The 21,460-nt window shown below is 51.4% G+C and carries 23 protein-coding genes; 16 read left to right on the forward strand and 7 right to left on the reverse strand.

Annotated features, from left to right (window positions below; translation table 11 throughout):
• Positions 1–51: 51 nt before the first annotated feature.
• The 3 genes from L3K52_05205 to rrtA are packed head-to-tail and all read right to left on the reverse strand — an operon-like array spanning position 52 to position 2,240.
• The gene (locus L3K52_05205; protein ID UOG93129.1) at positions 52–918 is read right to left on the reverse strand and encodes a YicC family protein; all 867 of its coding nucleotides are present in this window, start codon (positions 916–918) and stop codon (positions 52–54) included.
• A 33-nt stretch (positions 919–951) separates the two neighbouring features.
• The gene (locus L3K52_05210) at positions 952–1,644 is read right to left on the reverse strand and encodes a ComF family protein (protein ID UOG93130.1); all 693 of its coding nucleotides are present in this window, start codon (positions 1,642–1,644) and stop codon (positions 952–954) included.
• Complete coding sequence (gene rrtA / locus L3K52_05215; GenBank protein UOG93131.1) at positions 1,641–2,240, reverse strand: rhombosortase; 600 nt, start codon at positions 2,238–2,240, stop codon at positions 1,641–1,643. Before rrtA ends, L3K52_05210 begins: the two co-directional genes overlap by 4 nt.
• A 57-nt stretch (positions 2,241–2,297) precedes the next feature.
• On the opposite strand from rrtA, the gene gspG reads away from it, so the two are divergent.
• From gspG to L3K52_05285, 14 genes are all read left to right on the forward strand, one after another.
• On the forward strand, positions 2,298–2,720 hold the full coding sequence (gspG, locus tag L3K52_05220) for a type II secretion system major pseudopilin GspG (protein ID UOG93132.1): 423 nt from the start codon (positions 2,298–2,300) through the stop codon (positions 2,718–2,720).
• Positions 2,689–3,225 carry a prepilin-type N-terminal cleavage/methylation domain-containing protein gene (locus L3K52_05225; protein UOG93133.1) on the forward strand — a complete coding sequence of 179 codons (537 nt, stop codon included), beginning with the start codon at positions 2,689–2,691 and terminating at the stop codon, positions 3,223–3,225. Before gspG ends, L3K52_05225 begins: the two co-directional genes overlap by 32 nt.
• 1 nt (position 3,226) lies before the next feature.
• Entirely contained in the window at positions 3,227–3,616 is a 390-nt protein-coding gene (gene gspI, locus L3K52_05230; protein ID UOG93134.1) for a type II secretion system minor pseudopilin GspI, read from the forward strand.
• Entirely contained in the window at positions 3,613–4,239 is a 627-nt protein-coding gene (gene gspJ, locus L3K52_05235) for a type II secretion system minor pseudopilin GspJ (GenBank protein UOG93135.1), read from the forward strand. The genes gspI and gspJ overlap by 4 nt, the downstream gene beginning before the upstream one ends.
• 168 nt (positions 4,240–4,407) lie before the next feature.
• The gene (locus L3K52_05240) at positions 4,408–5,556 is read left to right on the forward strand and encodes an efflux RND transporter periplasmic adaptor subunit (protein ID UOG93136.1); all 1,149 of its coding nucleotides are present in this window, start codon (positions 4,408–4,410) and stop codon (positions 5,554–5,556) included.
• 39 nt (positions 5,557–5,595) lie between these two features.
• Positions 5,596–9,291: an efflux RND transporter permease subunit gene (locus L3K52_05245; protein ID UOG93137.1), complete on the forward strand. Its 3,696-nt coding sequence runs from the start codon at positions 5,596–5,598 to the stop codon at positions 9,289–9,291.
• An 18-nt stretch (positions 9,292–9,309) separates the two neighbouring features.
• Entirely contained in the window at positions 9,310–9,993 is a 684-nt protein-coding gene (locus L3K52_05250) for a hypothetical protein (protein UOG93138.1), read from the forward strand.
• Between the two features lie 65 nt (positions 9,994–10,058).
• Positions 10,059–10,682: an AAA family ATPase gene (locus L3K52_05255; GenBank protein ID UOG93139.1), complete on the forward strand. Its 624-nt coding sequence runs from the start codon at positions 10,059–10,061 to the stop codon at positions 10,680–10,682.
• A gap of 41 nt (positions 10,683–10,723) precedes the next feature.
• Entirely contained in the window at positions 10,724–11,458 is a 735-nt protein-coding gene (locus L3K52_05260; protein ID UOG93140.1) for a hypothetical protein, read from the forward strand.
• A gap of 214 nt (positions 11,459–11,672) precedes the next feature.
• Positions 11,673–12,437, forward strand: coding sequence for a hypothetical protein (locus L3K52_05265; protein ID UOG93141.1), 765 nt, complete (start codon positions 11,673–11,675; stop codon positions 12,435–12,437).
• 2 nt (positions 12,438–12,439) lie between these two features.
• The gene (locus L3K52_05270) at positions 12,440–13,885 is read left to right on the forward strand and encodes a dynamin family protein (protein ID UOG93142.1); all 1,446 of its coding nucleotides are present in this window, start codon (positions 12,440–12,442) and stop codon (positions 13,883–13,885) included.
• A complete protein-coding gene (locus tag L3K52_05275; GenBank protein ID UOG93143.1) occupies positions 13,857–14,888 on the forward strand; it encodes an FAD:protein FMN transferase in 1,032 nt (343 codons plus the stop codon). The genes L3K52_05270 and L3K52_05275 overlap by 29 nt, the downstream gene beginning before the upstream one ends.
• Before the next feature lie 231 nt (positions 14,889–15,119).
• Entirely contained in the window at positions 15,120–15,929 is an 810-nt protein-coding gene (locus L3K52_05280; protein ID UOG93144.1) for a hypothetical protein, read from the forward strand.
• Between the two features lie 191 nt (positions 15,930–16,120).
• A complete protein-coding gene (locus L3K52_05285) occupies positions 16,121–16,960 on the forward strand; it encodes a DUF1566 domain-containing protein (GenBank protein ID UOG93145.1) in 840 nt (279 codons plus the stop codon).
• Here the strand turns inward: L3K52_05285 and L3K52_05290 are convergent.
• Genes L3K52_05290 through L3K52_05300 form a run of 3 tightly spaced genes read right to left on the reverse strand, consistent with a single transcriptional unit; the run spans position 16,957 to position 19,729 of the window.
• Positions 16,957–17,223, reverse strand: coding sequence for a FeoC-like transcriptional regulator (locus tag L3K52_05290; GenBank protein ID UOG93146.1), 267 nt, complete (start codon positions 17,221–17,223; stop codon positions 16,957–16,959). The two genes, L3K52_05285 and L3K52_05290, sit on opposite strands and share 4 nt — an antisense overlap.
• Complete coding sequence (gene feoB, locus L3K52_05295) at positions 17,180–19,486, reverse strand: Fe(2+) transporter permease subunit FeoB (GenBank protein ID UOG93147.1); 2,307 nt, start codon at positions 19,484–19,486, stop codon at positions 17,180–17,182. Before feoB ends, L3K52_05290 begins: the two co-directional genes overlap by 44 nt.
• Before the next feature lie 3 nt (positions 19,487–19,489).
• Positions 19,490–19,729 carry a ferrous iron transport protein A gene (locus L3K52_05300; GenBank protein ID UOG93148.1) on the reverse strand — a complete coding sequence of 80 codons (240 nt, stop codon included), beginning with the start codon at positions 19,727–19,729 and terminating at the stop codon, positions 19,490–19,492.
• A 211-nt stretch (positions 19,730–19,940) separates the two neighbouring features.
• On the opposite strand from L3K52_05300, the gene L3K52_05305 reads away from it, so the two are divergent.
• Positions 19,941–20,510 carry a hypothetical protein gene (locus tag L3K52_05305; protein UOG93149.1) on the forward strand — a complete coding sequence of 190 codons (570 nt, stop codon included), beginning with the start codon at positions 19,941–19,943 and terminating at the stop codon, positions 20,508–20,510.
• 71 nt (positions 20,511–20,581) lie between these two features.
• A complete protein-coding gene (locus L3K52_05310; GenBank protein ID UOG93150.1) occupies positions 20,582–21,121 on the forward strand; it encodes a pseudouridine synthase in 540 nt (179 codons plus the stop codon).
• A gap of 47 nt (positions 21,122–21,168) precedes the next feature.
• On the opposite strand, the gene L3K52_05315 is transcribed toward L3K52_05310, so the two are convergent.
• Positions 21,169–21,360, reverse strand: a complete 192-nt coding sequence (locus tag L3K52_05315) for a hypothetical protein (GenBank protein UOG93151.1) — start codon at positions 21,358–21,360, stop codon at positions 21,169–21,171.
• Positions 21,361–21,460 lie beyond the last annotated feature (100 nt).

The following is a 21,460-nucleotide window of genomic DNA, read 5'->3' on the forward strand; positions in this document are numbered from 1 at the left end:
ACGCCGCAGGCGCGGCGTTTTCTGACGAACTATGCACTGATCTTATCACCGTTATTCAATGTTTTGCACTTGCTCGCGGATTTGTTCGATCATCACTTTAAGATCAACGGCGGCTTGCGTGGTGTCAGAATCGTTCGATTTGGAGGCGAGGGTATTGGCTTCGCGATTGAGTTCTTGCATTAAAAAATCCAAGCGCCGCCCGACGGGTTCGTCGCGTTCCAATACGGCATTGATTTCATCCAGATGCGCCATCAGGCGGTCGAGTTCTTCTTCCACATCCAGCCGTTGCGCCAAGATAACCAGTTCTTGCTCAATACGGTTGTAGTCGGGGGAAATGCTGAGTTCTTCAATACGGTTGAGGATTTTTTCGCGTTGCGCGGCAACGATGCCGGGGCGGTGTTTGCGAATCCGCACGGTAATTTCGGCAATTTGATCAAGGCGTTGGTAGATGAATTCGGCAAGGCGTTTGCCTTCGCGTTCGCGCATTTCCTGCAAATCATCGAGCGTGTCTTGCAGCAAAGCTTTAGCGTGAGCGCTGAGGATGTCTTTGTCGGGAGCGATGTCTTGTGCCACGCCCGGCCAGCGTAAAATATCGACCGCTTTGAGGGGTTCGGGGTTGTCGGTAATGGTTTCCAATTGGCGGCAGGCAATGATCAGGGCGCGTGCCAGCGGTTCATTGATGCGAATTTCGTTGGTGTTGCCGGTGGTGGGCGTGAAGCGCAAGCTGGCTTCAAACTTGCCGCGCTTGAGGTTGGTTTGGATGGTTTCGCGGAAACTGTTTTCTTGACTGCGGAATTCTTCGGGCAAACGCAGGCTGATGTCGAGGTAGCGATGATTAACGGTGCGGGCTTCCCATTGGAGTGTGCCGTGTTCAATGGTCAGTTCGCGGTGAGAAAAGGCCGTCATGCTGCGAATCATGGGTGTTTGCTTCCAATTTATTGGGGGTAGGGCTTAATGGTAGTCGATTTGTGGGTCAAGTTCATGCTTTTGGCGCAAGATAGCGCGGGCGCACGACCAGATGTCAACATGCGCAACGCCTTGTGCGCGTAATACTGCCGCCAATTCACGGGCGGTTGCGCCGGTGGTGATAACGTCATCAAAAATCGCAATGTGGCGGTAGGGGAGTGAGGTGTGCAATTGAAAAGCTTGATGCACATTGTGTTGACGCTGGCTGGCATCCAGTTCGGTTTGCGGCAGGGTAGATTTGCGGCGCTGAATGGGGCGTGTCAGCAGTGGAATGCCCAACTGCTTGGCGAGCGGGCGTGCCAGTTCCAGCGCTTGATTAAAGCCGCGTTTGTGTAAGCGGGCGGTATGCAACGGCACCGGCAGGATGGCATCCGGCACTTGCGTTAATTGTGGCAGAATGCCGGTGGCGGTTAATTCACCGAGGGTGGCGATTTCGCGCAAATTTCTACCAAATTTAATGCCAAGTAATAAGCTGCTGATCGGTGCTTGGTAAGCAAATGCGCTCACACTGGCGGTGCAGCCGGGTAATGGGCGCTGATCTTCGGCGGATAACCAAGGCAATTCAGCATGGCAATGCTGGCAGAGCGGGTAGCCGGGAATACGGGTTTCCCCGCAAAAAGCACAACTGGGATTGAGGTGATGGCACAGTGTTTGCCAAGGTTGTGCGAGGTATTTCACGGTTTGGTAATGCCTTGCCAGTGCGTGAAGATGCTCAGGAGCAGTGCGCCTGTCATGCCGTAAATATGCGCGGCGTAAATCACGGGCGCTTCGATTAAGCTCGCGGAAGCTGATTTACCGCCTAGCCACCAATCCCATCCCGTTTTGCCGCAAACGCCGAATAAGATAATGGCGGCGGTTAGCCAGTCGCGCTGTTGTAAACGGGATAGGCCGCCCAGCATAAACAAGCCGTACAGAATCCCCGAAAAGCCTGCGTACCAAATGACAGCAGGGCTAAACCACCACAAGCCCGCGCCGACACAGAGTGCCAGCCAACCGATTTGCAGCAGTTGGGTGCGGATGCGGAACGGCAGGGGCGCAATAAACGTTAGCAGCCACAAGCCCGCTAAATTCAATAATAAATGCCAGTGATTGGTGTGCACCAGACTGCCTGACCAGAAACGCCAATATTCTCCGGCAACGATGGCGTGACGGTAATACAATAAACTGTCATGAAAAAATTGTAATAATGGTAGCAACACCGTGAAAATGATGGCGATAATGCCCGTATGGGTGCATTTGCGGAGCATGGCGGTGGCGTCTGACGTGTGCAACATGGTAAACAGTATGCCAGAATCGTGAGAATCAAATCTTGTTTATGAGGATGAGTGGGCATGAGTATGAAGAAGACCGGGCAACGTAAGCCAAGTCAGGCGGGTTTTTCCTTAACCGAATTGATGATCGTGATTGTGATCATCGGCATTTTGCTGGGTTTGGTGTTCAGCAATCTGAACGTGATGGGGGATGCGCAAAACCTGAAAGCCAAAAAAGAAGTCGGTGACTTGAAAATTAAGCTGGAAATGTATCGCGCTGACAACGGCACTTTCCCCGCTTCTGGGTCATTGAATGCCTTGGTGAATAATCCGGGAAATGCACCGCGCTGGCGGCAATACATGAAGACATTGCCGAAAGACCCGTGGGGCAATGATTACCGCTACCTGAATCCGGGTACGCACGGTGATGAAATGGAGGTTTACAGCATTGGGCCGGACAAACGTGAAGGCAATGAAGACGATGTGGGTAGCTGGCAGTTATAAGCACTCGTGCGCTCACCAGCAGGGATTTTCCTTGCTGGAAATGATGATTGTGATCATGGTCATCGGTATTTTGTATGCCTTGGCGGGGTCAATGTTGAATTTGTCGATGTCTGACCCGTTGAATGAAGAGGTGACGCGCTTACGTGAGCGCGTGCTGATGGCGCAGGATGAAAGCATCGTGCGCTCTCAAGCCTTGGCGTTGGGTTTTGGGGAAACGGGTTACGCTTTTTTTGCGCAAAATGATCAGCTTCAGTGGGAGTCATTGGATAAAGATGGCTTGCTGAAAGCCCATGCGTGGAACGGCGGTTATGAGCAGGTGCTGTATTTACAAGGGCAGGCGGTTAGCTTGCCGGATAATGATAACATTCGCCCGCAGGTTTTCATTTTGCCCACGGGGGAGATGATGCCGTTTGAATGGCATTTGCGCGATAACACCCAACGTGAGCAAATCGTGATGTTCGATAATGTCGGGCGCGAAGTTGCGCGTGCGGCGGAGGCCAACTGAGATGCGGCAGCAAGGTTTTAATCTGATCGAAATTATGTTTGCGTTGCTGTTGCTAGGGTTGGTCATTTCGGTCAGCGTGGAAACCAGTAGCGGTGATTTTGCCAGTTACCAGCGCATGAAAGACACGACGTTGGCGCGTTGGGTGGCGTTCAACCAGCTTGCGGTGGTGCAGACGAGCAAAGGCTTTCCGGCAACGGGCAAGTCTGAGGGTAAAGCTGACATGGGGCTGGATAAGTGGCAATGGCAGCAGGAAGTTTTAGCAACGCCTGATCCTGATTTGCGCAAGGTAAAAGTGAGCGTATTCCGCGAAGGGCTGCCGCAACAAATTCTGGCGGTGGAGTTGGCTTATGTGGCGAATCCTCAGCCTAAAGTGCGGAAGGTGGGGCAATGAGGTTACGCAACCGTGGCTTTACGTTGGTGGAGTTGATGATTTCATTGGCGATTTTTTCCCTGATGATTTCCTTGGCGTATCAGTCGGTGAATATGTTGCTGGATGTGGGGCGGCAGGTGGAGCAGCCACAAGCCGAATTGCAGCAGTTGCAGCGGGCCATGGTGTTTATTGAGCGGGATATGCGCCAATTGGCGTTGCTGCGGCCTCAGCAGGAGAGTTTTCAGTCAATTGGTGCGCCTAAGCCTAGCAATAGCATTGCTCAGCCGGAAGATATGGGGGTATTGCTGGAGTTTACACGCGGTGGACACCCGGATGTGGCTTGGCAGTTGCGGGCTTCGGGGCAAATGCGCAGTGGCTTGCAGCGGGTGCGTTACGTGGTGGAGGAAGGTAAGTTATTGCGGCAAACGTGGAATTTGGTGGATCACGTTGAGCAAGCAGAACCCGTGTCGCTGACATTGCTGGCAGAAATAGAAGGTGAGCCACGCTTGCGGTTTCAGGCGGGCAGAGGCGGCGAGTTCAAGGAGAGCTTGCCAACAGAGCGTTCGATGTTAACGGCGGTAGAGTTTTCAGTGCAGCACAAGCGCTTCGGGATGCTGCGGCGGGTCTTTACCGTGTATTTATAAGAATGTACTAATACTCCTGAGGGGGTTACTGGAATTCAATAGCGTTAGACGCTATAGTTCTGCCTAGATTATTCAGAGGGTTTGGAGAGGGGGCGGGTACAGATAGTGTAGCCAGCAGCCTTTTTTGCGCCTTCGAGATCATACCGCTTTGAGGAAAAAAGACCGCTAATGAGGATAACAACAACTACACTGAGGTTGCTATTGTTGGTGCTTAGCATTGTCGGTGAAATGCCTACGGTGGCGCGAGCTGCTGAAATTGTGCGCGTGGAAGCGGTGACGTCGTTGTCTAGCTCGGTCTTGGGAAGTACGGTTATTCCTTATCGCGAGGTAACGTTGTCAGCCCAAGTGCCGGGTGCGGTTAAATTTGTGTCGGGTGAGGCAGGCTCAGGTTTTAACCAAGGTGACGTGATTGTGCGTATAGATGAGTCGCAACTCACGGCAAAGCGCAACGCGGTGCTGGCGCAAATTGCGATTGCTCAGGCAACCGTGCAAAACGCGCAGGCGCAATATACCCGTGAGTTGATCTCACCGCGCAGCAAAGACATTGGGGCGATGCCGGGGTTTGGCTTGCCTGCTATGTTTGACATGGCGATGGTGCGCCCGTTTGCAGACTCTCTGATGGGTAATTATGACTCCGATATGGGGCGTTACTCGGATTTAATGCGTAGCGCTACCGATGTTTCGCAAGCGCAAAGCAATTTGCAGCAGGTTATGTCGCAATTGCAAGAAATTGATGCGGCTTTGGGCGACACGAAATCGGTAGCACCGTTTGAAGGCATTGTGCTGGAAAAATTGGTCGAGGTCGGCGATACGGTGCAGCCGGGGCAGCCGTTGATCAAGTTTGGGTACGTGAAGTACAAGCGTTTGCAGGCAGATGTGCCTTCCGGTCTGGTGAGTAATTTGCGGGTGGGGATGATTATTCCTGCTAAACTTGACAGTAAAACCACGATAATGGTGAAACTCTCGCAAATTTACCCGGTTGCTGACCCTAGTCGTCACACCGTAACGGTAAAATTCGATTTGCCAGTGGATGCAATAGCAGCGCCGGGCATGTACGCTGAGGTATACTTGCCGGAAACGCAAGCAGGTGATGCTAAAATCGTGGTTATTCCCAAAACGGCTTTGTTGCGGGGGCGTAGCCTGCCTAGCGTTTTGGTTGTGAAAAATGATAACACTTCCGAGTTGCGCTTGGTGAGATTGGGCGCTGAACAAGAGAAGGGTAAGATAGAAGTGGTCTCCGGTTTAAGTGCAGATGAGCGCGTGATTGATAAACCACCTGCTACCGCGTCTTCTGGTTGGATGCCACATACAGAATAAATGATGAATACGATTTCCCCGCTAGGAATGTAACTGATTATGAATGATTCGCCGCACAACGCCGCTTCACCTCAGCACCCGCAACACAATTTGGGTATGGCGGGGGCAATGGCTAAAGCCTTTATCACATCGCCACTGTCGTTATTGTTATTATTGGCTTTTTTTGCCGTTGGTGTATTGGGGATGTGGGTAACACCGCGTCAGGAAGACCCACAGATTTCGGTGCCGATGGTGGATGTTTTTGTGCGCTATCCCGGCGCGTCAGCCCAAGAAGTCGAAAACCTCATTTCCCGTCCGTTGGAAAGCATCTTGTCAGAAATGACAGGTGTTGATCACGTTTATTCTTACTCAGCACGCGAACAGTCGATGGTGACGGTGCAGTTTATCGTCGGTGAGGAACTGGAATCTTCACTGGTCAAACTGTATGACAAATTGGCATCGAATAAAGACCGCATTCCCTTGGGCGTGCAAGAACCGCTGGTGAAGCCGAAGGGTGCGGATGATGTGCCGCTGGTGACGCTGACCTTATGGTCGAATCAAGTGGACGATGCCAATTTGCGGTTGGTGGCTTTGGATGTGTTGCAAAGCCTGCGTGAGGTTGAGAATACCAGCCAGAGTTTCATTGTCGATGGGCGTCACGAAGAACTCAAGGTGGAAATTTTGCCAGAACGTTTGGCGACCTTCGGGGTGTCGTTGGAGCAGGTGGCTAACGCTATCCGCATGGCAAATTCTGAGCGCAATACCGGGTCAGTTGAACCTGATGAGCGCGTTTTCAAGGTTTACAGTGGTGCATTTTTAAGTTCTGCCGAAGACGTTAAACGGCTGATGGTGGCGGTGATTGATGACCGCCCCGTGTACGTGCGTGACGTGGCTACGGTGACGGAAGAGCCAAGCGACGCGGGACGCTCGGTCGGGTATTACACTGGCAATGTTGTGGCAGAAGGGGCAGAGAAGGCGGATAACGCACCTGCGGTGACCGTGGCGATTGCGAAAAAACACGGCACGAACGGGGTGGATGTTGCCGAAGCGGTGTTGGCGAAGTTAGAAGCACTGAAGGGTCGGATTATTCCTGATAATGTGAATGTTGAAGTAACCCGTAATTACGGTGAAACCGCGAAGGCGAAAGTTAATGAATTGATTTTCAAGCTGTTCGTGGCAACCGGCATTGTGACCGTATTGGTGTGGTTTTTCTTGGGTTTCCGGGCGGCGGGCGTGGTGTTGATCGTTATTCCGGCGGTGATTACCACCACGGTATTCGCGGCGTGGTTGATGGGCATGACGATCGACCGGGTGAGTTTGTTTGCGTTGATTTTTTCCATTGGGATTTTGGTGGATGACGCCATTGTTGTTGTGGAAAATATTTACCGGCGTTGGTTATTGATTGAAGACACCGATGTTGAAACAGCGGTCGATGCCGTGCGTGAAGTGGGCAATCCGACAATTCTGGCGACCGGCACCGTGATTGCGGCTTTATTGCCGATGGGTTTTGTCAGCGGCATGATGGGGCCTTACATGTTGCCTATCCCGGTATTGGGTTCGGTGGCGATGGTGATTTCGTTGTTTGCGGCATTTGCGTTTACACCTTGGTTGACCAACCGCTTCAAACCGTCTTTGAAAAGTTTGCATGAAGCCGCCGAAAAAGAGCATAAACAGGCGGCACGCATGGAAAAGTTGTTCCGTGGAATGATTGTGCCGTTGGTAAGCGATAAGAAAAAAGGTTACGCTTTTTTATTCTCGATTATTGTGGTGTTTTTTGCATTCATGTTGCTGTTTTACCCGCTGCAATCGGTACGGGTGAAAATGTTGCCGTTGGACAATAAGCCAGAATTCAACGTGGTTTTGAATATGCCGGAAGGCACCGCATTACCCGTGACCGCCAATTTAGTGCATTCAATGGCGGCTAAATTGAAAGACATTCCTGAGGTAACGGCGCTACAGACTTATACAGGCACTGCTTCGCCATTCAATTTTAACGGCTTGGTGCGTCATTATTATCTGCGTCAGCAGTCTTGGCAGGCGGATATTCAAGTGCAATTGACCGACAAGCACGACCGTAAGCGCACCAGTCACGAGATTGCGGTGGAGGCGCGTGCTTTGTTGCAACCGTTGCTAAAGGCAACGGGGGGCAAATTGCAGGTGGTGGAAATGCCGCCAGGCCCGCCCGTGTTACAGTCGGTGGTGGCAGAGGTTTATGGCCCGGATGCGAATACGCGCCGCCAAGTTGCGGCTGATTTGACTAAGTTATTCGATCAGGCGGAAAACTTGGATGACGTGGATAATTTGATGGAAGAAGACCATGAAATCTTGCGTTTCATTGTGGATTCCGACAAAGCACAACGCAATGGCATCACCGCCGAAACGGTGAACCGCACCTTAGAAATGGCGATGGGTGGCTTTATTCTTGGCGATATTAAGAAAAATGCATTGATCGACCCGACACGCATTGTGATGCAGGTGCCATTGAGTGCGCGTTCACAAATTTATCGCTTGTCACAATTGCCGGTAACGAACCAGATTGGGCAGTTCGTGCCATTGCACGAATTGGGTACGTTTGTGTTTGATAAACAAGACAAGCCGATTTACCGCAAAGATTTACGCGCCGTTGAATACGTGACTGCTGAAACCGTTGGGCGCTTGGCTGCTCCGGTGTACGGTCAAGGGCAGGTGGAAACCTTGTTGGCAGAATTCAATAATGGCGAAGGCTATCGTTCACCCGACGGTACGTTGTTGATGAATGAGGCTTATTGGTTGAAGTCACCCCAAGGCGTGGAAAGCAAAACAGCGTTTGAATGGGGCGGTGAGTGGACGGTAACGTGGGAAACGTTCCGCGACATGGGCATTGCATTTGCGGCGGCATTGGTGCTGATTTATATGTTAATCGTGGCGCAATTTGGTAATTTCACTTTGCCTGCGATTATCATGGCGCCGATTCCCTTGACGCTGATCGGGATTGTGCCGGGACACTGGCTGATGGATGCGGAGTTCACGGCAACGTCCATGATCGGTTTCATTGCGCTGGCGGGAATTATCGTGCGCAATTCCATTTTGTTGGTGGATTTTGCCCGCGAAGCCGTGCTAAGCGGTGAAAGCGTGCTGGAGGCTGTGATTCGTTCTTGTGAAGCACGCACCCGTCCGATTATTATTACGGCATTGGCTTTGTTTGGTGGCTCGATGGTGATTTTGTCAGACCCTATTTTCCAAGGCATGGCGGTATCGCTAATCTTTGGTGGGGCCGTCGCCACCTTGCTTACGTTGTTGATTATTCCATTGGGTTGCATCAGTGCTGGCGATTCCTTGGGCGGATTACCGCCAGTGGGCGGCAGTGGCGGTGGTTCCTCCAGCGGACATGCCGTCGCCAGTGAGACGCGCAAGTCAACATCCGGCAAAAGCACTGGGACAGCAGTCAAAGATGTCTTGGTTGACACGGGTATGTACCTGCTGTCGATGTTGGGTAGTTTGTTGATGGGAATCATTGCTATTTTTGCAGCATTGCGTAAGTCATTGCAAAAGCCCAAAGCCCAAGAAACGGCGAAACCCCAAGCGGTGCGGCAATCGTCTGAACCAGTAAGGGCTACGGAAAAACCGCCCGTTGCAGCACCGGAAGTAAGCACCAATAAAGCTGAGATTAGCACGACTATTCAACAACAAGATGAGATGCCTTTGGGTTCGGTCGAACCGCAAGAGCGTAAGAAATCCTCCGCTAGACGGGGAATAAAACTCAAGACGGATATTTAATCTGTAAGGAAGACTAGCATGAAGAGAGTTAACAATAAGCAACGGGCTACTGCCGTTGCCGCAGTAGTGACGTCTGCGGCGGTGTTTTTGTTGAGCGCCAATGCGTGGGCAGAAGCCGCAGCCGACTTACCGCCCCCACCGCCTGGCCCGTTCATTACTGAGGATGCTGAGACGATGACGGGTTCTGCCGGTACGTCTGCGACAACAGCGGCTCCCGCAGCACCTGCTGCTGCGGCACCAAGTGCTCCGCCTGTACCTGCGACGCCAGAAATGCAAGAAGCACCAGAAGCACCAGCAGCGCCGACCGCGCCAGTGGCTACCATGACCGCACCTGAAGTGCCAGTGGCTCCGGCAGCGCCTGCGATGCCAGCGCAACCCGAAGCACCTACGGCAGCACCAGCCGTGGCTGCGGCAGCACCTGCTGCGCCAGCACAACCTGAAGTCCCTGCTGTACCAGCGGCTCCGGCAGCGCCAACCGCACCTGACGCGTCCGCAGCACCGACCGCGCCACCGATGCCGCATCCACCCGGTTCCTACTACTACTTGTACGCTATTCCAATGCCACAAGGCGCACCGGGTTACGGTAACGCTGCTGGCACACCACCGGCACCAACTACAGTGCCGCCGGTACAAGGTCAGCCACTGCTGCAAGGTGTTTACCCGATGCCGATGCCAGCGGCGCCAGCACCTGTGCAACAATAATACCCTTACCCGTAACCCCGCCCCTGTGGGCGGGTTGCCGATGCAACCAAACGAAGAGAGCTTTAATGATCACGCTGATTGGCAACCTCAAAGGGGGCACTGGTAAGAGTACCATAACGTTTAATTTGGCGTTATGGGTGGCCACGCGCCACAATAAGCACGTGGTGGTGTATGACCTTGATCCGCAAGGAACCACCAGTGATGCGTTTGAAATTCGTCAGGAAGAAGGTTTTTTACCTGCGATTGCCCCACTCACGTCTGTTAGTGATCTGGGTGCGCAAGATAATAAATCTGAAGTATTGGTAGACATGGGTTTGGCTGACATGGCGGCTGTTGAGACTGCAATTAGCAAAGCAGAGCGCATTATTTTGCCGGTGGCACCCAGTCAAGCGGACATTTGGTCTACCCAACGTTTCCTGAAAATGATTGAGGATATTCGTCAGGGGCGTCCGGTTGAAATACTTGGCGTCATTAACCGCGCGGATACCCATCACGCCGTTCGCGAGACATCAGAAGCGGCTGAAGCGATGCAATTGCTGCCAGGCGTGCGTTTGCTAGAGCAACGTTTGTACATGCGTACCACGTACCGGCGTTCCTTTAGTGAAGGTTTGGCGGTGTTTGAAATGGAGCCGCGTTCCAAAGCGGCGGTAGAATTGGATGCATTGGGACGCGCTTTGTATCCGGCATAAACATTATTTTTAATAAATCTGGGGTTTTTAAGGAGATTCAGATGCATATTTTAGGTTGGTTAATGAAACATCCGATTTTGTTGGCATGGTTGCTGGCAATCATAGCCATTTTGTTGAACTTCAGCATGGGCACCAAGTCAGTTGAAGACGGTAATGAGGTTGCAATGACGCATGAGTCGCCTGCGGCAGAACACCAAGCGGCTGCCCCGGCACCGGCACCTGTGGTTGAGGAAAAGCCAGTTCAAGTAGCAGCAAACCCGGCACCTGCGCCAGTGGTTGAAGAAAAGCCAGTTCAGGCACCTGCCCCTGCACCTGCGCCAGTGGTTGAGGAAAAGCCAGTTCAGGCACCTGCTCCAGCCCCGGCACCTGCGCCAGTGGTTGAGGAAAAGCCAGTTCAGGCGGCTGCTCCAGCCCCGGCACCTGCGCCAGTGGTTGAGGAAAAGCCGGTTCAAGCAGCAGCCCCGGCACCAGTCGCTAATCCGGCGGATTTGTTACGCGCTGCTCGCGAAGCTTACTGGGCAAATGAATTAGACAAAGCAGTAGGTCTGTACAACGACTTACTCAAGCAAGCTCCGGACTCTTTGGAGTACCAAGGTGAGTTGGCAAATGTGTACTGGAAGCAAGGCAATGCACAGCAAGCTGCTACTTTGTTTGCTGAAGTCGCGCCAAAATTGGCTGCACAAGGTCGTGTCACCGAAGCATTAAACATGAAGTTGTACGTGGATATGGTGAACCCTGAGCTTGCCAAGCAAATTGATGCTGCACTGAAAAAATAAAGCCGGATAGCCGTGTGTCAGTAGTTGTGCAGGATTAAGTTATCATATCTTGACCTGCCGCTACTGCCACAGGCCTCGTAAAAGAATAAAATATTAGGGATGTTTGGGAGATAAAATTCATGAAGAACACATTGAATAGGGCGTAATACGCATTCACAGTTAGCCGAGATGTTATCTAAGGAGATAGATTGCGCCTCGAAATCAGGAGTCAAGTATGAAAACGAATGAGAAATCCGCAGGGATTAACGACATTGAAGCTGAGTTACACGGTGTCGAAGATGAATTGCAGGATTTTGAGGAGCGCCAGGTCAATGTAACCCAAACCTTGCAAATGATTGTTTACCCCGCCATGGTAGCGTTCATTATTCTTTCTGCCTATGGCTTCTATTTGGTGCAATCCCTTACCACTGACGTCCACCGCCTCACGTCGACCATCGAGAATATGCACAACTCGGTTGATACCAATATGACGAAAATGTCGAGTTCCATTCAGTCAATGAACACCCAAATGGGGAGTTTGGTGAATTCAACTGGCCAGATGACCAATAACATTGTTGGCATGAATAGCAGTACTCAAGACATGGCGGGCAATATTCAGCAAATGAATGCATCCACCCAGAATATGGCTGTCTCAACTTACAATATGCAACGCGACATGTGGAGCATGAACAAAAATATTTCCGGGCCAATGAAATTGTTTAATAAATTCAGCCCATTTGGTAATGATTCTACCGCCCCTTACGTGGTGCCGCCACCCGCTGCCGCCGCCCCTTATTATGGCTACTATGCCCCTAACACTGCGACGCAAGGTGTTGCGGTTCAACCGCAACCTGTACCTGTACCTGTGGTTGCGCAGCCAGTGGTGGAAACGCCTGCGAATCAAGTCCCAGCACTTGATTCTACAACAGCAAAAGACGGACACAGTTCGCTGATAACAGAAGACGGCAAATTTGTCTCATTATTGGAAGTTAAAGGATAGTTATGACACCAGCCAAGCGCATGGAGCAACGCCTAAAGCGGTTGCAGGAACACCTGAGACGTGAAAATCCGGTGTTAGTCGAAGCAGTCAACCAGTACCGCGAACTGGATGCTGTTGCTCAAAAGCTTGGCTTGTTGCACGGCGGAGAATCCTACGCGACGCAAATTTCGTGGTGGCCGATGATTTCGGTACTGGGGACGTTTTCAGCAGGTAAATCCAGTTTTATTAATACCTTTTTGGACATGGATTTGCAGCGCACCGGGAATCAGGCGGTCGATGACCGTTTCACCGTGATTACTTTTAGCCCAGATAATCAGGTGCGTACTTTACCCGGTTTGGCATTGGATGGCGATCCGCGTTTTCCTTTCTACCAAATCAGTGAAGACATTGAGAACGTTTGCAAAGGTGAAGGCGCAAAAATAGACAGTTACCTTCAGATGAAGGTTGCACCCAGTGAAAAGCTGCGCGGTAAAATTTTGATTGATTCACCGGGGTTCGATGCTGACGAACAGCGTAAAGCCACCTTAAGAATCACCGATCACATTATTGAATTATCCGATTTGGTGATGGTGTTTTTTGATGCCCGCCACCCGGAACCGGGCGCAATGCAAGACACATTGGAGCATCTGGTTAAAGGTGCAATGCGCCGCAATGACAGCAGCAAGTTCCTGTTTATTTTGAATCAAATTGATACGTCAGCGCGTGAAGATAACCTTGAGGATATTGTGTCCGCTTGGCAAAAAGCGCTGGTACAGCAAGGACTCTCTGCGGGCAGTTTCCATATTTTGTTCAACGACAAATTGGCTGTACCCGTCGCCAATGAGAACGTCTGGGCGCGTTACGTGGCAAAGCGCGACGCGGATTACCAGCGCATTATGGCGCGTGTGAATGGGGTGAACACTGAGCGTGTTTACCGCATTGTGGGGGCAATGGAATCACAGGCGAACGCGATTGAACAGCAAGCCGTGCCGCGTATCCGTGAAGCATTGCAGCGCTGGCGCAAACAAGTGCTGGCAGCCGACGGGCTGGTATTTGGTTTGTTAGCGGTGGCTCTGGTGGCAATGAGCATTGAGTTTGGTTATTGGGAAGGGTTGCTATTCAATCCGCCTTGGCTGGCAGCGTTTGCGGGCAATCTTTGGGCGACTGTCGGTGTGTGGGTTGTGATCACGTTATTGGCGCTAGGAATGCATTATTGGATTCGTCAGCGTTTGGCAAAGCGTATCGCGGCAACCCTTAGCACCAATGAATCTTATGGCAATTTGTCAACCGCTTTTCTGAAAAGCACTCCCTTCTGGCGCAGTATTTTCCAATCATCACCGGCAGGCTGGGGTGGCAGAACGCGTCGACGGTTAGACACTATCCGTCATGCCACAGACCGTTTTGTGCAGCATTTGAATGACCGTTTTACGAGCCCTTCCGGTGAGCAACAAAAACCTAAATCTGCTTAAAGCCTTGTGCTTAGGCGCATTGTTGTTGCTTGCTGGGTGTGAGCAACGCAGCTCTGCATGGCAGCTAGAAGGAATGCAGGGCACCGCGCTTTGGCATGTCACCCTGACTGATCCACCCGAACGCCTCACGCAACCCGAATTACAGACGGGCTTGAACCAGACTTTTGCCAAAACTAACCAATGGTTGGCGACGTGGGATGAAACCTCGGTATTGGCACAATTTAACCGTTATCAAGGAACGGATTGGTTTGCCGTTGCCCCGGAATTGGCGCAGTTGGTTGAGCTAACCTTGCAAATTAGTCAGCAAAGTAATGGTGTGTACGATGTAACGGTCGGGCCGTTGATTAAACTTTGGGGGTTTAATTCACACGAAAGCAAAACAGTTGTGCCCGAGCAAGCCGCTATTGATGCGGCACGGGCGAAAGTGGGCTATCAAAAATTGCAAGTGCGCTTGGAGCCACCGGCCCTACGCAAGTCGCAAGCGGATATTCTGGTAAATCTTTCCTCTGTCGCTGACGGTTTTGCGGCTGATCAAGCCGGGCGCTATCTCGAGACGTTAGGCGTGCACGATTACATGGTGGAAATTGCGGGCGAAGTACGCACCCGTGGGGTGAGTCCGCGTGGGGATGCATGGCGCATTGCGATTGAAAAGCCCGTTGAAGAGGGGCGAGTGATTCAGCAAGGTGTTGATTTGCAAAACGCAGGCTTGGCAACCTCCGGGGATTACCGCAACTTTTTTGTCAAAGGTGGCAAACGCTATTCGCATACCGTGAATCCCGCAACAGGCGCTCCGGTGACGCACGCTCTCGCATCCGTATCCGTAGTCGCAGCAGAAGCAACTTTGGCAGATGCTTACGCGACATTACTAATGGCATTGGGTGAACAGCAGGGCAAAACATTTGCTGACGCGCACGGCATTAATGCTTATTTTATTTGGCGAACTGACCAAGGGTTTGCAACAGCCGATACAGCGGGTTTTCGGCGGGTATTGCGCGAAAAATAGTAGCAGAAGCTAAATGCTAAGGCAGTTTTTAACAACAGTTTTGCTCGATTTTCTGCAACTGACTTATTTTTGTTCAAATCATAATTCCCTGTTTTTAATTGGTATTTTATCCGGCTTATCTTGCTGCGGCGAAAATGTGCCAACGATTTTTCTAAGCTATGCTATAACTTTTTCTAGCCTGAATGATTAGGGCTGAAATTTCTTTGTTTAGAATATATCAGGATAATAGTTATGCCAGAAGTTTTTGCTCCCAAACAAATCCCAGTAATTAAAAACAGCGGACTCGTGTTGGCGATGGTTTTGTGTGCATCCCTACTGAGTGCGTGTGATTGTGACGGCGATTGTGATGCGGTCAGCGCAAACAGTGCGAGTGCCGTTAGTCCTGCGGTCACTACGCCTACACCTGTTGATCCTCCAGCAGTAGTCACACCTGTTACACCAGTAGCCCCACCAGCCGCTGCTAGGTGTGCTGATCCCCGTTTTTGCAAAATTGGCAGCACAGGTGCGGTGTTAGACGATTCTGCAACGTCATGGTCTTGCGTACAAGATAAGCTGCTTGGTACTTTCTGGGAAGTTAAAACGGATGATGCCGCTTTACGTGATAAAGATTGGACTTATGCAAAGACAGGAGCGGCTGGTACATGTGGCGGCACGTTAGCGGTATGCTCGCCTAGCACTTATGTAACGGCAGTGAATGCGGCGCCGACGCGTCCTTGTGGCACGACTCGGACTTGCCGCTTGCCTACGCATCCAGAATTGATTTATTTGAGTTTTCCTGATGCATTGTTGACACCTGTTGCAGCCGGAGTGCCGACCACTGCTGGTAAAGTGACAAGTACCACGACGGGTTATACGCCGCCTGCCGCCTTCTTCCCTGATATTGTGGCTGATGGTTTCTACTTTAACTCTGGTGATGCACGCCAAGTTGCTTACGGTGTTTCTATCCCCGCTGGCAGTAGCGTTGACGCGATTAGTTTATTAGGAATGGCTCCGGCGGTTGGCTTAGATCTCGCTGGTCATATTCGTTTGATTTGCGAATAATATGTTTTAAGTAAGGGCGAAGGGTGCTTCCCTTCGCCCTACAGATTGTTGCCGTGCTTACCACTTATCATAAAAATTATTGCGTATATATCAAAAAAACCTGCTTTTCTTCTGTGCTGTGCTATAAATATTATTGTTGCTTCTGAAAGGTAACGCATTAACTAATTATTTTATAGGGCAGGATAATGACTATGTTAACAACAGCACAATCCAACATGAATTTTTATAAAAAAAGTGGGCTTTTTTTGGCAGTCGCACTTTCCGCTTCTCTACTGACTGCTTGTGGCGGCGGTGGTGGCACGGCAGCAACTGCTGATACAACACCGATTACAACTACTCCAACAACACCAGTTGTAACTACTCCTGTTACGACTCCCCCTACAACGCCGATTACGACAACCCCCACAACGCCTGCAGCGAAAACATTTACTAAGCTAAATCTCACGGGTGCTGCTTACGTGGCAGATGGCGTTCAAACGATCGGTTGTGTTCAGGATTCTCAAACCAAGAAGTTCTGGGAAGTAAAAACCAATGCTGCTGATGTAACAAAATCTGATTTCCGTGATGTCGATTACGGTTATTTCTGGGGTGTTAATGTCGGCTCCACGGCTGGCACGCCTGCCATTTCCAATGCGACTGTAGCGACAAGTGCATGTTCGAGTGTGGGTTCCGCGTTGACCAAGTGTAATACAGACGCTTATGTCAAGGCTGTGAATGCGATGAATACTGGCAAAGGCTTGTGTAACAAAACAACTTGGCGCTTACCTACATCGGCTGAATTGTTAGGATTGCTGGATACTAGCAAGACCACTGCACCTTATATTTACAGTGATTTGGGCAGTACTGCATTCGATGGTAGCGATACCGATGGTCGTCCGTTTGTGTATGCGTATTGGTCTGCTACCGCAGTTGCTGGGGCGCCGTCGCAACGCGAAGCGGTAAGCTTCTCTAATAAATTGGCAAACGGTCAAATTAAAGCGCATAACATGGTTGATCAGATCAATGACCACATCCGTCTGATCGCTGATTAAGAGCGGGTAGGAAACCACTGAAGCGGCACATCGCGCTTCACCCACTCGTAGTGTGTGGCGGCCTTAGTGCCGCCACAACTGTTTTTGCCGCAGCCGCCACTGCTACACGTACCCGCTGCTTGTTCGCGAATTTTGCCTTTGCGTTGCCAATAGTGCAGAGCAAAACGCGCAGTATCCGCTGCAATGTCGAAATGGGTAGCAACTTCCGTCAAGTTGGCGCTACCGCGCTGTTGCAGGTAATCGCGAATTTCCCCTAATAGCATCTGGTTTGTTCCCCACTCGATAAAAAGCATACACCGCCGCCGCAAACGCGCCAAGCACCGCTGTTACCCACAACAATGATTGCGTGGGGTGTTGGCTGAAGGTTGCAGTTTGGTAAAACACCGTTGCCGCCCCGTAGCCCAAGCCGGTGCTCCAAGTGACACCCAATAATGCCCAACGCGCCCCAACTTCGCGGTACATCGCGCCCGTCGCTGCCACGCACGGAAAATACATGAGGATGAACAGCAAATAAGCAAACGCCCCGATTTTGCCATCAAAATGCTGATTCATCGCAATAAACGTGGCACTGCTGACTTCGGGTTCGGTATCAATCGTCCCAAAACCCAAGGGGTCGCCCACATTCGCCAGCGCCTCGGCGAGGTTGGTGGGAATGGTTGCGAAGGCATCTTGCAAACCCGCGCTGACACTGAAAACGGGCGCGGTTTCGGGCGCAAGTTCCGCGCCAGTATTCATCTGGCTGTACAACGCATCCAATGTGCCGACGACCACTTCTTTTGCCAGCAATCCACTAACAATGCCAACGGTGGCAGGCCAGTTATCTTGCTGAATGCCCATAGGTGCAAATACCGGCGTTATGGTTTTAGCCGCAGCACTCAACACCGACTTTTCGGTATTTTGGTTGCCGAAACTGCCGTCAGTACCCAAGTTGTTGACCACGTTAATCACCATGACCACCATGACAATCAGTTTGCCCGCGCCAACAATAAAGCCGCGTAACTTGTTCCAAGTATTGATCAAAATATTGCGTAAACCCGGTACTTGGTAGGTTGGCATTTCCATCACGAAATGATCAGCGCCGCCTTGCAGCAAGGTTTTGCGCATAATCAACCCGGTGAGAATCGCAAAGCCAATCCCGATTAAGTACAGCAGGAACACAATATTTTGCCCACCACTCTGGAAAAAGGCCGCCGCAAATAAGGCATAAACGGCTAAGCGTGCACCGCATGACATAAACGGTGCCATTAACACGGTGAGGATGCGTTCACGCGGGCTGTCCAAAGTACGGGTAGCCATGATCGCAGGGACATTGCAACCAAAGCCCACAATCAGTGGCACGAATGCTTTGCCGGATACGCCAAGTTTGCGCATAAACTGATCCATCACAAAGGCGGCGCGTGCCATGTAACCGGATTCTTCCAGCAAGGTCAAAAATAGATACAGTGCCGCAATAATTGGGATAAAGGTTGCCACCACTTGCAAGCCACCACCCAAGCCATCCGCCAGCAGGGTAATCAACCATTCGGGTGTGCTAATGCTGCTCAACAGATGCCGTACTCCATCGACTGCCAAGGTTTGCGCACTGAGGTCAAAGAAATCAATGAATGCGCCGCCAAGGTTGATACTGAACAGGAATAGCAGGTACATCATGACCAAAAAAATGGGAACGCCTGTCCAATGACCCAGCACCCAACGGTCGACTTTATCGGAAAGGGTGCGGCTGATTTTGCCGCGTTCTTGCGTCACGTCTTGTGCAATGCGGGTTGCCAGATCAAAGCGGGCATCTGCCAGCAAAAAATCGAGTTCCTCGTGCGTTTCCACTTCTACTTGTTGATGCAGAGGCGCAATTTCTGGCGCGGTCTGCTGGGTTTGCAAGGCTAACAGCGCGTCAACCCGCGACAGGCCTTGCGTTTGTAACTGTTGCAGCGCGTTTTCAACACTTGCATGGTAGGCAATGTCAAAATGCAGGGTGGAATAACTGGGAATGTAGTGGCAAATCGCGTGATGAACCGGGTGCAAATCCTTGTCTTGGCGCAGCGAAACCGGGATCACCGGACAACCCAGACGCTCGTGCAAGGCTTGCACGTCAATTTTTCTGCCGCGCCGTTCGGCCACATCCATCATATTGAGCAATACGATCATCGGCACGTTCAACTCGCGTAATTGCAGCGTGAGGTATAAGCCGCGCTCTAGCGTGCTGGCATCCACAATATTGATGTACAGGTAATCCGGGTGTTGCTGCACAAACTGCCGCGCGACCAGCTCATCCGCTGAGGTGTCGCTGTAATCGAGTGAATACGTGCCGGGGAGGTCAACGACATTTAAATCTTCGTTGAGCAAGCGGCATTGGCCTTCCTTGCGTTCAACAGTGACACCCGGCCAATTGCCGGTACGTTGGCGTGCGCCGGTGAGCAAATTGAATAGCGTGGTTTTGCCCGCGTTGGGGTTGCCGAGCAAGGCAACTTCACGATGCAGGGCGTTTCGGGGACACCGTTTTTCGTTGGCGTTACAACATTCCTGCGCCATGGCTTACTCCTGAACGTGAACCATAATGTGATCGGTAATAGTACGCCCAAGGCTGATGCGATTGTTACCATTACCCAAAACAATATCGCCATTGCGGTTGCGCAATATGTCGATGCGTGAACCTTTGCCGATACCCATGCCTAATAAGCGGATACGCGTGGCATTGTCGGTTTGAATGACGTAAATATGGGCGGAACTGCTTTCCGTCAAGGTCGAGAGAGGTCGGGCATCGGCTAAGCTCATGCGCTGGCTACCTGCATCTGAAAATGATTCTCAATTTTATATCACATTTTCTTAATATTCAAGTTGCGTTGAACATTTTAAATAATCATCGGTCATAATCGGTGATACAGGCATTGATACGCTGGTATCAAGTCGTGGACTCCTCCGACAATCTTCCTCCCCGAACATTAGGCGGGGAGGTGTTTTTCCGCCACAGCTTATGAGGGCTACTGTGAAAATAATTCATTACTGTGTGTCAGCGTTGCTCTTGTTCGCCTTAGCGGGATGTGAGCGGCTGGAACAAGACATGCTATCCGCACCCGATGATACCTCGATTGACCGTTACGGCTTGGATACCGTGAAGCTAGGCGAAAAACGCCCAGAGGCAGCCAAGCAATTGCAGGCGTTGCTCGATCAGCCGATGCAATGCAAACCCGGCAAAACCGGCCTAGGCGACAAACGCAAAGCCTACCGCTTGGAAGAATGCACCGCCACGCCAACCAATGGCACTGTCGGCAAATTATGGAATGAGCCACTCGGTTTCTTCAAAGCCGTGTTTGTGGAAGACCAATTGTGCAGTTTGGAATTGCAACTGAATACGAGCGGCGATTACGAAGCCTTGTACGACGCGCACGGCAAAAAAATTCTGAATCTGTTTGGCAAGCCCGATGAGGCCAAATCCACGGGAGTATTGTGGCAGCGTGAGACCGACGAAGCCACGCTCAAAGATTTAGGTGATGGCAAAGTCAGGCTGGAAATTCGCAATAAGCAAGTCATGCAAGCCTTGCATCACCAAGGATAAGGAAGGGCAAAGGGGGCAGGCGGGGCATAATGTTGGTATGATACTGGCGTCATGGATTCACCAGTGTTGTTATGCCCCGCATTATTTTATTCAACAAACCGTTTGACGTACTCTGCCAATTTACCGATCAGGAAGGCAGGGCGACACTCGCCGACTACATTCCCGTGCCGGATGTTTACACCGCCGGGCGTCTTGATCGCGATAGCGAAGGCTTGCTGCTGCTAACCGATGATGGCAGTTTGCAACACCGCATTGCCGACCCCAAACACAAAACCAGCAAAACCTATTGGGTGCAAGTCGAAGGTGTGCCGACCGATGCCGCTTTGCAGCCCTTGCGCCAAGGCATTCGCTTGAAAGATGGCATGACACGCCCGGCAGACGTGCGCGTCATGGCTGAGCCGCCCGGTTTGTGGGCGCGTGTACCACCGATTCGGGTGCGCCAAAGCATTCCTGATACGTGGTTGGAAATCACCATCAGTGAAGGGCGTAACCGGCAAGTACGACGCATGACCGCCGCGATTGGCTTTCCTACCTTGCGCTTGATTCGGTATCGGATTGGGCAATGGACATTGGATGGCCTGGGCAGCGGGGAATGGCGGGAAATACGGTAAAAGGGTGTTGAGGTAGAGACGCAAGATTTTGCGTCTCTACGGGTGTTTTACTTGCAAGCCACGTCTTTGGTGCTGGTATCTTCAAAATGCAGACGGCACACGCCCGGCGCAATCACTTCGTTTTGCACAATCACTTGGACAGTGCTTTTGGTGGTTGGAGCCGAGGCCAATTGATCAGAGCTGGCAACCGCCGCAAAAACGGTCAGTGATAAAGTAAGTGTAACGGCAAATTTAAACATTTTCTTCGCTCCTATTCTATTAGCTGGTCGGGTCATCTGGTCTTAATCGTTTGCGTCTAGCGCATGAGGGGTATTATGCGCAAACGCTGGCGTGACCTCT

The sequence above is a fragment of the Candidatus Thiothrix sulfatifontis genome, assembly GCA_022828425.1.
GTDB classification, from domain to species: domain Bacteria; phylum Pseudomonadota; class Gammaproteobacteria; order Thiotrichales; family Thiotrichaceae; genus Thiothrix; species Thiothrix sulfatifontis.

What these genes read in the sequence shown, in the direction of transcription:
- rrtA (UOG93131.1), bottom strand. Translation starts at nt 2,240, where the DNA reads ATGTTGCACACGTCAGACGCCACCGCCATGCTCCGCAAATGCACCCAT.
- L3K52_05290 (UOG93146.1), bottom strand. Translation starts at nt 17,223, where the DNA reads ATGCTATTAGGGGAAATTCGCGATTACCTGCAACAGCGCGGTAGCGCC.
- gspI (UOG93134.1), top strand. Translation starts at nt 3,227, where the DNA reads ATGCGGCAGCAAGGTTTTAATCTGATCGAAATTATGTTTGCGTTGCTG.
- gspG (UOG93132.1), top strand. Translation starts at nt 2,298, where the DNA reads ATGAGTATGAAGAAGACCGGGCAACGTAAGCCAAGTCAGGCGGGTTTT.
- L3K52_05240 (UOG93136.1), top strand. Translation starts at nt 4,408, where the DNA reads ATGAGGATAACAACAACTACACTGAGGTTGCTATTGTTGGTGCTTAGC.
- L3K52_05225 (UOG93133.1), top strand. Translation starts at nt 2,689, where the DNA reads ATGAAGACGATGTGGGTAGCTGGCAGTTATAAGCACTCGTGCGCTCAC.
- L3K52_05260 (UOG93140.1), top strand. Translation starts at nt 10,724, where the DNA reads ATGCATATTTTAGGTTGGTTAATGAAACATCCGATTTTGTTGGCATGG.
- L3K52_05285 (UOG93145.1), top strand. Translation starts at nt 16,121, where the DNA reads ATGTTAACAACAGCACAATCCAACATGAATTTTTATAAAAAAAGTGGG.
- L3K52_05310 (UOG93150.1), top strand. Translation starts at nt 20,582, where the DNA reads ATGCCCCGCATTATTTTATTCAACAAACCGTTTGACGTACTCTGCCAA.
- L3K52_05250 (UOG93138.1), top strand. Translation starts at nt 9,310, where the DNA reads ATGAAGAGAGTTAACAATAAGCAACGGGCTACTGCCGTTGCCGCAGTA.
- feoB (UOG93147.1), bottom strand. Translation starts at nt 19,486, where the DNA reads ATGGCGCAGGAATGTTGTAACGCCAACGAAAAACGGTGTCCCCGAAAC.
- L3K52_05255 (UOG93139.1), top strand. Translation starts at nt 10,059, where the DNA reads ATGATCACGCTGATTGGCAACCTCAAAGGGGGCACTGGTAAGAGTACC.
- gspJ (UOG93135.1), top strand. Translation starts at nt 3,613, where the DNA reads ATGAGGTTACGCAACCGTGGCTTTACGTTGGTGGAGTTGATGATTTCA.
- L3K52_05265 (UOG93141.1), top strand. Translation starts at nt 11,673, where the DNA reads ATGAAAACGAATGAGAAATCCGCAGGGATTAACGACATTGAAGCTGAG.
- L3K52_05270 (UOG93142.1), top strand. Translation starts at nt 12,440, where the DNA reads ATGACACCAGCCAAGCGCATGGAGCAACGCCTAAAGCGGTTGCAGGAA.
- L3K52_05205 (UOG93129.1), bottom strand. Translation starts at nt 918, where the DNA reads ATGATTCGCAGCATGACGGCCTTTTCTCACCGCGAACTGACCATTGAA.
- L3K52_05245 (UOG93137.1), top strand. Translation starts at nt 5,596, where the DNA reads ATGAATGATTCGCCGCACAACGCCGCTTCACCTCAGCACCCGCAACAC.
- L3K52_05300 (UOG93148.1), bottom strand. Translation starts at nt 19,729, where the DNA reads ATGAGCTTAGCCGATGCCCGACCTCTCTCGACCTTGACGGAAAGCAGT.
- L3K52_05315 (UOG93151.1), bottom strand. Translation starts at nt 21,360, where the DNA reads ATGTTTAAATTTGCCGTTACACTTACTTTATCACTGACCGTTTTTGCG.
- L3K52_05280 (UOG93144.1), top strand. Translation starts at nt 15,120, where the DNA reads ATGCCAGAAGTTTTTGCTCCCAAACAAATCCCAGTAATTAAAAACAGC.